The 12,763-nt window shown below is 48.0% G+C and carries 9 protein-coding genes; 3 read left to right on the forward strand and 6 right to left on the reverse strand.

The window, feature by feature from the left end:
- The first annotated feature begins 52 nt into the window (after positions 1–52).
- Complete coding sequence (locus K0C01_RS12210) at positions 53–649, forward strand: DUF5789 family protein (protein ID WP_221169969.1); 597 nt, start codon at positions 53–55, stop codon at positions 647–649.
- Positions 650–1,093: 444 nt separating this feature from the next.
- Here K0C01_RS12210 and K0C01_RS12215 read toward each other — a convergent pair whose 3' ends face one another.
- A complete protein-coding gene (locus tag K0C01_RS12215) occupies positions 1,094–1,984 on the reverse strand; it encodes a DUF8008 family protein (protein ID WP_221169970.1) in 891 nt (296 codons plus the stop codon).
- Positions 1,985–2,634: 650 nt separating this feature from the next.
- Between K0C01_RS12215 and K0C01_RS12220 the strand changes: the two genes are divergently transcribed.
- Positions 2,635–5,364, forward strand: a complete 2,730-nt coding sequence (locus tag K0C01_RS12220) for an efflux RND transporter permease subunit (RefSeq protein WP_255568314.1) — start codon at positions 2,635–2,637, stop codon at positions 5,362–5,364.
- Between the two features lie 19 nt (positions 5,365–5,383).
- Here K0C01_RS12220 and K0C01_RS12225 read toward each other — a convergent pair whose 3' ends face one another.
- Positions 5,384–7,588, reverse strand: coding sequence for a hybrid sensor histidine kinase/response regulator (locus K0C01_RS12225; RefSeq protein ID WP_221169971.1), 2,205 nt, complete (start codon positions 7,586–7,588; stop codon positions 5,384–5,386).
- 861 nt (positions 7,589–8,449) lie between these two features.
- Positions 8,450–9,232 (reverse strand): hypothetical protein, encoded by a 783-nt coding sequence (locus K0C01_RS12230; RefSeq protein WP_221169972.1) that lies wholly within the window; start codon positions 9,230–9,232, stop codon positions 8,450–8,452.
- A gap of 311 nt (positions 9,233–9,543) precedes the next feature.
- Here K0C01_RS12230 and K0C01_RS12235 point away from each other — a divergent pair, with 311 nt between their 5' ends.
- The gene (locus K0C01_RS12235; RefSeq protein ID WP_221169973.1) at positions 9,544–10,008 is read left to right on the forward strand and encodes a metal-dependent hydrolase; all 465 of its coding nucleotides are present in this window, start codon (positions 9,544–9,546) and stop codon (positions 10,006–10,008) included.
- 62 nt (positions 10,009–10,070) lie between these two features.
- On the opposite strand, the gene K0C01_RS12240 is transcribed toward K0C01_RS12235, so the two are convergent.
- The 3 genes from K0C01_RS12240 to K0C01_RS12250 all read right to left on the reverse strand — a co-directional run bounded on the left by K0C01_RS12240 (position 10,071) and on the right by K0C01_RS12250 (position 12,647).
- Positions 10,071–10,883 carry an archaellin/type IV pilin N-terminal domain-containing protein gene (locus K0C01_RS12240; protein ID WP_221169974.1) on the reverse strand — a complete coding sequence of 271 codons (813 nt, stop codon included), beginning with the start codon at positions 10,881–10,883 and terminating at the stop codon, positions 10,071–10,073.
- Between the two features lie 74 nt (positions 10,884–10,957).
- Entirely contained in the window at positions 10,958–11,710 is a 753-nt protein-coding gene (locus tag K0C01_RS12245) for a hypothetical protein (RefSeq protein ID WP_221169975.1), read from the reverse strand.
- Positions 11,711–11,810: 100 nt separating this feature from the next.
- On the reverse strand, positions 11,811–12,647 hold the full coding sequence (locus K0C01_RS12250; protein ID WP_221169976.1) for a phosphatase PAP2 family protein: 837 nt from the start codon (positions 12,645–12,647) through the stop codon (positions 11,811–11,813).
- Positions 12,648–12,763 lie beyond the last annotated feature (116 nt).

Here is a 12,763-nt window from a genome sequence, read left to right on the forward strand (position 1 = left end):
CATGGAATAACTTGCCAATACAGTTATCTGGATTGACACAGAAAAAGTACACATGGCAGATGATAAGCGTGGACGAGAGCGAAAAGCACGGAAGGCAGAGCGACGTCAGATTCGTCGAGAGATTGAAGAGGAGTTAGAACGGATGGATGAGTCCGAGCCACCGATCCCGCCAGAGGAACTTGCTGACGTCGAGGTGGAGCTTCAAGAACTATCATATCCAGTAACTGGGTCCGAAGTTGTTGATACAGCCGGTGATACAACACTTGAAGGGACAGAGAAAACATACCAAGTGATGGAGCTTATACCCGATACTAATGCAACGTTTGAGTCACCAGCAGCTGTTCGAGAAGAGATAAAGCGCCCGACCGTAGCGGCCGCGATGAAACGGATTGGTGAAGCAAGTGATGATCTGTCAAATGGAGAATTATCCTCATCCCAGTATAATACATACAGAAAGACATTGGTTGCACTCAAGGAGATTAAGCCGGATGACAACGACGAAGGAGTTGCCGTCATCACGGATTGGATACTCACACACATCGAAGAAAAAGAAAACCTACCAAAGTCCCGGGCTGTACGCCGTCGAGCTGCCAAATTCTGCAGAAATAATGGATATGAAATTCCCAGAGACGAGTGGATGGGGGTGTAATTCTGTATAATTAAGTCGTATCTTTGGTCTCCTCCACACGGCTAAAGCCGGTGGGCGTTCGCCTCGATACTGCTGTAATATTGATCTAAAATTTGTCCTACTACTAAATTAAGCACGTGCTGAGAGATCGGTACAGTTAGTTAACGCCTTCCAGAGGAGAAATCACGCTTTTTGCCATCAGGGACGTCTCGGAAGAGACGAGAGAAACTGTCGCGAAAGTGAACTCGAAAGTCAAAGAACTCGTCAGGACACGGGACTCCGGTGACAGGTGTCGTCACCGGAACAAGGCTCTAGCCCCGTCCCCCTCTTTCGTCGTTTGTCGTCGTTTGCTAGAACATACATACAACTAACCGTACGACACTAACATAACCGCACTAACATAATTTGGTTAATTCCGTGAGAGATTAACCCTTCTCAGGGGTGGAATTTGCCCCGGGGACATGTTCATCCGGTGACGACACTTGTCCCCGGACTGGATTGATCACTATCCATCGAGTGTGACTCTCCGGGAATCTCTGCATCATCCGGGATAATGATGCGTCGCTCTTTGTAGGTCAACCCGTCTGTTCGACGCGTCTTTTTCTTTACCTGAATCCGATTCCGCGTCAGCATATGCATCACGTCGATAATACGAGACACCAGTTTCTTCGCGTATTCTTGACTCACGTCTGAACGTTCTCGAATAATCCACATCTTCAAATCCGACGCGGAAACATATTCACGGACGTTTTTACACCCACGTTTCCACGGACTATGCCGATTACCCCGAGAAGCCCACAGCTCAGCCGCCAATTCTTCAGCATCTGAATTTGTCGTTCGGTTAAACGTGTCCTCATCCATCCGGTTTAATTTCTGAATTGGTAGTAGATCCTCGTATGGAAGGGCATCAGGGCCATTCGCTTCGATATCATCCGGGAGGTCTTTCGCCTTGTAGAAGACCTCACCGTCTCGCTTGACTGTCTTTAATTGGTCAGGCCCGTCTGGTAGCAGATCTGGCATGACGTGGTCTTTCCGGAGTTTACTGCCCTTTTGCAGTTCTTTACTGTGCAGTTCACAGAGCATGTCTCGGTACTGGTCGATCCACTCTGTGACCCAACCTTCTTGCTTAGATTCAAGATCAATGATTGTCGAATTGAGCTCGTCAACTTCTTCATTCGTTTCTTCGAGCTCTTCACGTAGTTCGTCGTTTTCCTCGCGTAATTCCTCGTTAGCCTCTTTGAGTTCTGCAATCTCGTCTTTCAGCGAGTCAATTTGAGCGTCTTTGGCTTCAAGTTGATCAGATAGCTTGATTACCTGCGATTCAAGGGAATCAACTCGTGAAACAAGATCACTCATCACAACCACCTCCAGTAGTGCTAAAAGCAGGCTGCTGTGCTGGGTTGGTGGCGATGGTATGTGCTAGCGATACACCTGTTCGTGCGAGACTTTGATAGTCTCGTAGTGTGTTTCTCTGCATGGCTTCCGTACTTGCCTACGGGAGCCGTCGCAGGTCGGTGTCCTCGCACCGGCCTGCAACTTCTCACTAATTCTGATCCGCTATCAGAAACAAGTGTCTCCCGTTGCGTTAATTTCTATTTTCCGACAGTATAAAATTACCTGAATCTGTCTTGCAAGTAACTTTCCAATAATCAGCATGTCATATCAACATCAACATAGTCCTGATCGTACGGAACGTGTATCGCTTCTGTTTACCGAGATTGACGAAGCATGGGAAACTGAATGGACTCCGGGTAAACTGGAGTCCATGTCTGAACGCACTCAATCTGAGTTATTGACCCGAATAGGCTGAAGTTCGTTCCTTGGCCAGCCAAAAGTAACTAATCTTGCTCGTCTGGACATACAGCCTGTGCGCTCTTGTCCTTCATCGGCATGTACAACTATACATTATCAGATTAATATCTTAGTTATGTGCCGTGGTATCGGAGTAGATCTCATCTTGGGAATACACACTATGACGAGAACGGTATCCATCATGAATCAAATATATGCCAGGTAAGATTGCACGTAAATACGCTGATCTTATCTCATCTCGAAGCAAGCTTGTCGTAGCGATTATTCTCTTGTTAACCGTTATTGTCGGAGGCGGCGTTGCCGTTGGCGAAATGGACGAAGCTGGGCTTGGTGAGTTTGAAATTGATTCACCAGAGACTGAAGCAAGTGACTTTATTGCGGAGAATTACGGCCAACAGGAGGGTGTTGTTTCGCAGATTGTCGTCAGAGATGAGGGTGGAAATGTACTAACACAGGACTCGCTGGTGGCTGGGCTTGAATTCCAACAGACAGTGCAGGATGATGACGACCTCAATGCGACACTTGACGGGGACGGGTTTATTGGAGTGGAAAATGTGCTTGGTTCTGCTGCATATTTCCAAGCAGGTGAACCACCGCAGAGCACTCCGAACGTTACTGAACAGCGAAATGCATTAGCTAATCTTTCCGATGATGAATTTGATGGGCTGCTTGAATCAACGCTTGATCCTGACGCTGATATCCCGGGTGACCAGGATCCATATCAATTCCTTCCAACCGCATATGAACCGGGTGACACAACATCCGAAGCTCGGCTCACGCTCTTACTACAGATCGATGACAGTGGGGAAGATGAAGACCCACAGGCAGCATACGACGCACAGGTCCAGATACAACAGCTGCTTGCAGACCAGTTCGACGATGCATTTATTTTTGGACAAGGAATTAGTAACGAAGCATCCAGTCAGGCAACCGGCGATAGTTTTGCGATCATCACACCGTTTGCTCTGATTATCATCATCGTGGTGTTGGGCGTTGCATACCGGGATGTACTTGATTTCTTGCTTGCAATCGGCGGAATTGCACTCGTGTTGATATGGATGGCTGGAATCATGGGATGGCTCGAAATCCCGATGAACGTCATTCTTATCGCCGTCCCATTCTTGCTTGTTGGGTTGAGTATTGACTATGCATTACATGTCGTGATGCGGTATCGTGAGGCAGGATATGGTCGCCTCGATGTGCAACAAAATGGCGAGGAACAGGCAGATGGCAAAAAAGGTGAAACCAACGCCGAACCAGAAAAGAGAGAATCTAATCCACCAGATGACGGTCTTTCTCGGGCAATGTACCTTCTTATCGAAGGAATCCGAGATGACAAAGCGGCACGTACTGTGTCAGATGAAGCTCGTGACGATTCTGATGAGGTGGCCCCAGCAGTTCGAATCCGAGCAGCGATGGCTGCCGGGCTGGCAAGTGTCATTCTCGCCATTGGTGCAGCAACGTTCTCAACCAGTGTCGGGTTTTTTTCAAATATCGTCAGTCCACTGCCAGCAATTCGAGACTTTGCAGTGCTCAGTGGAGCTGGGATTCTTGCAACGTTCGTTATCTTCGGTGCGTTCATCCCGGCACTGAAAACTGAAATTGATACCGTTGCTGAAGAGCGATTCGGATGGAATCGGCTGAAGCCTGCGTTTGGCGTTGGAGAAAGCATCGCAAATCGGCTGCTGTCTGGTATCGCTGCGTCTGTATCTCGTGTTCCGGTTGGTGTCATTATCATAGCCTTCTTGTTAGCGACAGGGGGCGCGTACGGAGCAACCACAATTGATACTGAGTTTAATCAAGCGGATTTCCTGCCGGAGGACCCACCAGACTGGACAAGCAATCTTCCGGGACCACTACAACCCGGGTCATACACAATTAGCGATGATTTCGAGTATCTAAGCACGAACTTTCAGCTCCAAGGCGATGATTCACAGTCACAGATACTAATACGTCCGAATGGAGGGGAAGTAACAGATGAGGACGTGCTCCCCGCAATTGACAATGCAACTGCTGATGTTGATCCGGATAGTTCCATAGTAATGCGTTCTGATGGGACTGCGGCTATTGAGGGCCCGCACACAGTACTGCGTGATGTTGCTTCTGATCATGATGAGCTCAATGCAAAAATCAATGATCGTGATCAGACGGGGAATGGCCTACCAGATGAAGACGTACAGGAGGTGTATGATCTGCTGTTCGAGCTTGAGGAACAATCGGCAGCGAATGTTCTTAGTCGTGACAATGGCGAGATCACTTCTGCTCGACTTATCATTAGCGTTCAACGTGCAGAGTCGGTACAGACAATTGCCGATGATACGGCAGTAATCGCTGATCGAATTGAAGCAGACACTACAGGTATCACGGCTGTTGCTACGGGGATTCCCGTTACAGAAGCCGTGCTGCAAGATGCACTGTTAGAGAATCTGGTTCAAGCATTTGCGATCACACTTGTGATTATTTTGGCATTCCTAACATTGCTTTTCTGGTTCAAATACCGTGCACCATCGTTCGGGCCAGTTGTGCTTGCACCAGTTGTTGCGTCGCTTGCCTGGTTGCTTGGCGTGATGTCTGTGCTCGATATTTCATTCAACAGCGAAACAGCTGTTGTAACAAGTCTCGCAATCGGTCTCGGTGTTGATTACAGTATCCATGCCGGTGAACGGTTTATCGACGAACGGGAACGACATGATTCATTAGAGGATGCACTCCAAGCAACGATCACAGGGACAGGAGGTGCGCTGCTAGCAAGTGCTGGTACGACTGCCGCTGCGTTTGGTGTGCTAGCACTGTCTCTTGCTCCACCGCTCCAGCGCTTTGGCATTGTTACTGGAACGGCTGTTGCATTCGCGTTCTTTGCCTGCATCACGGTCTTGCCGTGCCTGCTGGTCGTTCGAGAACGGTTGAAAGACCGAGGCTCATAGAGCTGGTCTAGCTCACGCACTACACAGAACGGTTTTTTTGGCAATTAATTACGTCAGCTCCGGTAATCGCAAATCGTGCTCCACCCTGATCGCTTTCGGTTACCGTGATGTTCCAGTCGTGGGCCTCGACGATGTCCTTTACAATAGCTAAACCAAAGCCAGAGCCCGTCTCTTCAGGGGAGTATCCCGGCTCAAAGATTTTATCCCGCCTTTCCTCAGGGATTCCAGGACCACCATCTGCAATGTAGAAACCATTTTCTGTATCACCCACTGTGATATGGACTGGCTCACGACTGTGTTCGACGGCGTTGCGCAGCAAATTTTCTACGGCCTGTTGAAGTCGACTCTGATCAGCACAGATTGTTGTTTCTGTGTTTATGTCAAGTGTTGCTTCTGCTGCTTCGATGTTCTGCCAACTTAGGCGAGCAAGGCTATCTACCTGAACTAGCTCAGTGTCTCCAATCTCGTCGCCTTGCCGAGCAAGTGTAAGCAAATCGTCAATCAATTCTTCGATACGACTCAGTGCATCAATAGCATCATCTAAGTGCTCACTGTCACATTCCTCGGTTGCAAGGTTGAGCCGACCACTGGCAACATTGAGAGGGCATCTAATGTCGTGGCTTAGTGTGCTGGCAAATTTATCAAGACGCTCGTTTTGTTGCTTTAGTTTCTGTTCACGTCGTTTTTGCTCGGTGATATCAGTGACATATCCTAACTGATGCGTTATTTCACCATTGTCATTGGAAATATTCTTCGTATAATCTAACACCCAGACACATTCCCCCCCTTTACTTATCACCCGATATGGTTGATGTTTAAAGTAGTCTACTTCCGGATCACGGTTAGCTTCAACTTGGGCCGTTACTCGATCAAGATCATCCTCATGGATAATATCAGCAAACCGAAAGTCATCAGCCATAATTTCTTCAGGAGAATATCCAAAAACCTCAGTCACATTTTCAGAAACGTACTCAACAGGCCAGTCCTCGGTATCCTGCCACTTCAAAACAACAACTGGACCCTGAGCGAACATGTCGCGTTCTTCTCTAAGATGTATTTCCGCCTGTTTTCGATCGTCAATGTCGATATGAATCCCAACTGCGCGCATTGGCGTTCCATCCTCATCACGCTCAAATATTTTCCCCACATCGCGGATCCATTTCCAGTCTCCATCAGCAGTTCGCATTCGATGTTCGGTGTCGTAGTACTCGGTATGATTGGCGATGTGGTCATCTAAGGCTGCTTGCACAGCATCAAGATCATCAGGGTGAACGCGCCGTTCCCATTCATTAAGATGTGACCCAATGTCATCAGGATCATACCCCAGCATGGTAGCCCAGTTATCGTTGAAGGTCACTGAATCAGTCTGTATGTTCCAGTCCCAAATCCCAAGGTTTGCCCCATCAATCGCAAGTTCCAATCGTTCTTGAAGCTCTTTGAGTGTCTGTTCGCGTTGCTTTTGATCGGTGATATCCCGGATAATTCCAGCAATACGGACAACATCCCCATCGTCATCTAAAACTGGCTCGGCTTTTGCCTGTACCCATCGGTTCTCGCCGTCAGGTCGGGCAAGCTGACACTCAATTGTTTGTGGATGGCCATCGGCGGCCCGATCCATTGCTTGACTAACTGCTTCTCGGTCTTCTGGAACAATGGATTCCAGCACTTGCGTTGGATCGTTCTGTATGTTTGTGACGGACTCCCCCCACAGGTCTGTATACGCTGAGTTGATAAATTCAAACTCGCTAAAGTCATTCGAGACAATGAACAGGACGTCATCGGTCTGTTCGGCGAGTTGTATGAGCTTTTCCTCTGCCTCTCGGGCAGCTTGTTGTGACCGATACTGTTCGACAACATTCTGGATCCGATTCGCCAATACGGTATACTGACCTGTACCAGTCTCTTTTTGCAGGTATTCAGTTACGCCAGCAGAGATCGCTTTACTGGCGATTTCTTCGCTTCCTTTCCCTGTAAATAGGATAAACGGAAGTTCTGGATGATCCTCACGAACTTGTGTAAGGAGTTCGATGCCACTCTGCCTGGGCATCTCATAATCTGAGACGATACAGTCGACATCCTGATCGCCAAGTCGGTTAATCCCCCCGCGTGCTGATGTTGCGGTTATGACATTGAACTCATCGTGTTCTTTTTCCAGAAAGGCAGCAACCATATCCACGAATTTAGGGTCATCATCAACGTGGAGGACAGTTATTGGTTCTGCCATAACCATGTCAATTCCAAATTAATTGTAATCATACATTATATTAACTATATATTTTATTATTTGAGAAACATTATTTATGAAATTAGCTCCCCTAAAACAGAGAAACTAAACGATTTATAGCAGTTATGAAGCGGTTTATGAGCGAATCAGAGATATCATTATCACTGTCATCATCAACATCATATGTCCGGATGCGCTTCAGTTATTATTGATAGATGTCATCTTAGCAACTACAGCAGAAATTTTAAAGTTCTTAGCAATGTGATTGAAATGCGTTCGCTGCAGTACAGATAGTCGTCTATCGACTTACAGCGGTAGCAAGGCGAAAGCCCATCGGCTTTAGCCGTGGGATGAAGCCGACATGATATGCCACAAGCTACGCGACACAGACCGGTTGTAATCTCAACGTTTATTTTATCAGAGGGGTTATGATTCTGCGGACATGTGACATGCTGCTGCGGGGAACGTGCTCATGCTCAAGCTGGCCACGAGTGCGTCTTAACTCCTACACTCACACACCTTCGCAGCCCAACCAGCAGCAGTTGGCATGTCATCACAGGACTCCCGATCCGTGGCTGCAACCGGGAGTCAGGCCGATGGCCCGGCCTGCTGCTCACGGTGCTGGACGCCCGTGAGTGTCACTCCGTCGTTGGAGGGCAACACTGAGCGGATACTCAAGACGCCACACCCACACCGTGTGGGCCGAAGGTGCATCAGCGAACCCGCAAGTTCACAGCCGGGGTAATCGATCTGGGTGGATTACCCACGGAGGAATCCCACGGCTTTAGCCGTGTGGAGGAGGTCAAAGGAACGTGCTTTGAACCGTGACAACAACGGGATACGAGAAAATAGCCGTCAAAATCACGAAAACGACTCCACGTCCAAATAGTCTGAGCAGTACAGAAGACTCCGAGCCATCTGACACGATTGCTGGTGGCTCGCCGACTCGCCGCAGAGCTGAAGGGAGATCGCTTCATCAGGTGCGGTGATTATGTATTGATGATCGCTGGCTCCCCAGTCATTATCTTTGTCTGTATGTTCATCTGCAATGCCAGTCACATATACACCGTCACCGGGATCAAGACGGTTTTCTCTAACACGGGTGTTACCAGTTCTATTTCGATGATCTTGGCTGAGCATCCGCTTCATTCCCTCAGGATCAACCAGTATCTCACGCCCATTGCTTTCGAGGATAAACTGAGTTGATTTGACACCGTCACTGACTGTGTTCCAAGTATATTCGACGTCCCCATCTTCGTCTTTCTGTCGCTGGCGTTTCTCTTTCTCGTACTCGCAGAGGATTGACTCTGTGCTTGTATACGGAGCAACAACTGTTTGTTCGGCTGAACGGGCAATACCCTCAAATTCGACGGGGCCTGATGAGATCGTCAACAGCGAGTCAGGATCGGACGATCGTAACTTCCACCACGCCCTGAAGTATCCGGTTGATATCATTCCAAATACGAGTACCATGCCGACGAATAGACCAACCCCAGCGAAAGCACCTGTTAGCGGGGCAAGAATGAAGTATACAATTGGTGCTGAAATAAACCCGACAATAATTCCGGCAATCGGGCCTCCATCTTTACCAACTCCTGGTATCCAGTTGAACAACTTTGCGACACCATTGTAATTGTTCCACACTCCATAGCCTAACAGGAGAGGCCATATCAAGAGCAGACACAGATACACACCGCCTACGAAGATGTTCTTTAGCGTGTGTCCTTGACGCAAACCTGGGACTGCCTCAATGAGTTGCATCTGTTGTTTCGTGTTCCCACCCCCGTTGCTATGGTCAACATGCTTGGTTTAGCTAATTAGCCTGTTTCATGGACTGACAAAGAATAAAAATGCCGCCCACAACAAAAGTGAAATAATCGGATTTCTTTAGCGATGTTTATACTGAGCAGTCAGATTAATCATAATCCTATCACTAACGAATAACAGGTACTGAGATGTATCAATTAGGACATTACGGGGCAGCACTAGCAATGTTTGCACCTGTTGGAGCCCTCCTTATTGGAACCGGACAAACTACTCCAGCCATTGTCGGCTGGATGAGTGCCGTTGCTGTCTCAACATTACCTGATCTGGACAGTCGGGTTCCACTTTTTGAGCACCGCGGGATCACTCATACGGTATGGTTTGTGATACTCTGCTCTGGAATCATTGGGATTGGAGCAGCAGTTGTGTTTCCAGCAATGTATCTATATGTCACACTGGGTGTCTTCGTTGGACTAACATCACACTTACTAGCAGATGTACTGACGCCGATGGGGATTCGGCCGTTTGGGCCGATCTACGCTCAAAAATATACCCTCCGACTGACAAAAGCTCGAAACACAATCGCGAATTATGTTATCCTTGCCTTTGGAATTATTGTGAGTATAGCCGCGATCTATATTGGTAGTGTGGTCTGAGCCTGACAGAACCTCACGCTCACAGGAGGTGATGGAAAGGGCGGACAGAAAACCAATCATCACTATTCTGTTTCAACTGCCATCTGTTCTGTTGCTTCTGGGACTTCGATAGTGTTAATCAGCGATGCATCGTCACCGACAGATCCAACTGCTATCTCTGTAGTCACATCTGCATCGGTACCTGCACTTCCAATTGTAACCTCGGCAATCCCGTTTTCATCAAATGAGAGGGGTGTAGACGGGCCAGCCAATCGATCGTTTGGTGCTTCATCAAACTCATCGTAGTAGGCCGTCACCGCGTAGTTAGTCATTTCTTCACCAGCGAGTTCAGGGGCCTCAACAGCAAGAGTAAATGGATCTGATAGATTCACTGCCTCAAGCTCATCGTACTGTGCTTCACTTGGGTCTCCGTCGAAATTAGTTATCGGTGTGGTTGTGGTAGCATTCGTGTCCGTAACAACAGCGAGTTCGTCATCAGGGTCTGTATCTTCTGTTTGATCATCCACTGGAGCCGAGAATTCAGATAGTGACGTGGTACGTTCATCCTGCTCCCAGATAATTCTGAGTTGTTCACTGTTGTTATTTGGTGTTATCTCAATGGTATCTCCGGCTGCAATCGTTTCGGGGGCGTTGTCGATTGTTCCACCACTGATATTTAGATTTGATCGAGCAATTGGATCGCCTCCTTCATGAGCAACTGAGACAGTCTCTTCACTAACTTCATCGGTGTCAAATGCAGCTGTCGGAGCAGGTTCACCGAGCGATCCTTCAACATTCAGAATAAATACGGCACTAACAGCCGCAAGCACAACGACAAGTGCAACTAATAAGATTGATCCAAGGACTGGAATAACCCCCCGATTGTCCCCATTCATTTGAGAGATACTTATCGGAAGATAGTAATTTCTATACTATCAACAGTGTTTCGGATACCTGAGCAAAATCAGGATTAGGAATTAGCTGACGTGATGTCTCGAAGGTCTGGGTGTGCCGCTACGCCAGATTCATTAGGCCGACATTTAATAGATTCACGTTTATTTTGCCATTCCCGGTGTCGGCGGTGTACGAATATCGGGATTTCCGGGACATCAAGCATTTGCGCAATAGCAAGTCGGTGTTGACCGTATGACCGCCACAGTAGTTCACCATCCCGACCAAGATCGACGTTCACCTCATCCAGCACTGGTGTTGCTTGCAGACCCAATTGCCGGAGTTCCGTCTGTGATCGGTACCCATCACACTTTATTTGCTCATACAACTGCTCGATCTCCTGGCAGCGTCGTTCAAAATCACTAACGGAAGTATATCCCCATGCATTTCCGAACCGGTCAAGTTGCTCACAAAACGCTTGGTAGAGCTGCGTTTCTTTCCACGGTTGTCCATATTCGAAATGTTCCAAGAGGCCTTGAACAACCGGCTGGTCGGAAAACGGTCGGGATTGCTGATCCCACTCACCATCAATGACTTGGCCCCATTGCGGATATTTGGGACTGTGTTCGACAATACTCTCGGTTATCTTGTTTGGATCGACTGTGACAACTTTGAACGGATTTGCATCTGTGAATCGACACGGGTTGATCGACCGCAACATAGCATGAATACGTTGATAGACAGAAAATGGAAACCGTCGTCTACATGGCTGTGTGACCCGAGACTGCATTGCACGGACAATCCATCCGCGTAACCAGCGTAAGTTGACCACCGTTTGATCATTAGTAGTATTAAGAAATAATAAATTGTAGCGGTACAAGAGAAAACATCACAATAGCAAGAAGACCACAGGACTTGGTGTCGGAGTCATTCTAAATTGACGGTAAAAGTATAGTCACCCCAGTGGCAAAGACAGCGATAATTGCTTGTGTAAGGATAACGAGCGATAGAACTACTCTGATCGAAGGCCGAGACATTTGTCGCTGTGTATATGGGATACTGATCATCCAGTCAGCCTGCTTTGCCTGCCACCACCCGGCTACAGTAAGTGTGACGGTAAATAGGATCAAATCTTCTACGTTAAACGGACCCACAAAGAGTACGACAAACAGATTAAATGCTGTTAAAGCAATGGCGATGACCAATGCTCGTTTTACTCGCCGCGAAGGCTGACTGCCAATCACGCCCCCTGCGATAGACAGAACCATCTGTCCTAGCAAGGCTCCAGCGACAACATCGACTGCATGATGTACTCCAAGTATGATGCGAGTCATTCCAACCAGTGCAATGACACTGATTGCGGCACTGTATCGCTTTACAGACGTACTAACGGGGAGGATACGAGCCAGCGAAAGATACACGATTGCTGTCGTTACTGCGTGTCCACTCGGGAATCCAGCTCCTGTGTCAATTACAAAGAACTCATACAAACGCGAAAGAATGATAGGGAAATCCGCAGCAGTGGCAAACGGTTGTTCTGGTCGAGGGATCGGATAAGCGGTTTTGATAGCCCGCCAGCAAGCAGTTCCAGCCATCAAAATCCCCCATGTGACCAATGCCTCACTGCGGTTATACCGCTTGTACACGACATACAGAACGAGCGTCACAAACCACAATGATCCCAGCTGGGTAAGGGCGGCCACAGGAAACGCTAGTGCATCAGGTATAATCTGCTGTAGCCAAGTCACTTCGCCTATCCCACGGACCATTCAATACCTGTGCCTAAGGATTTGCATTCTTTTGATCTTGCGGTGATAACAGAATCTGCAGCGTCTTCATATCAATGTGGATAAATAGGTGTTTGTGCTGTGCATAACACCGATTA

The organism is Salinarchaeum sp. IM2453 (assembly GCF_019693215.1).
Classification (GTDB): Archaea; Halobacteriota; Halobacteria; order Halobacteriales; family Salinarchaeaceae; genus IM2453.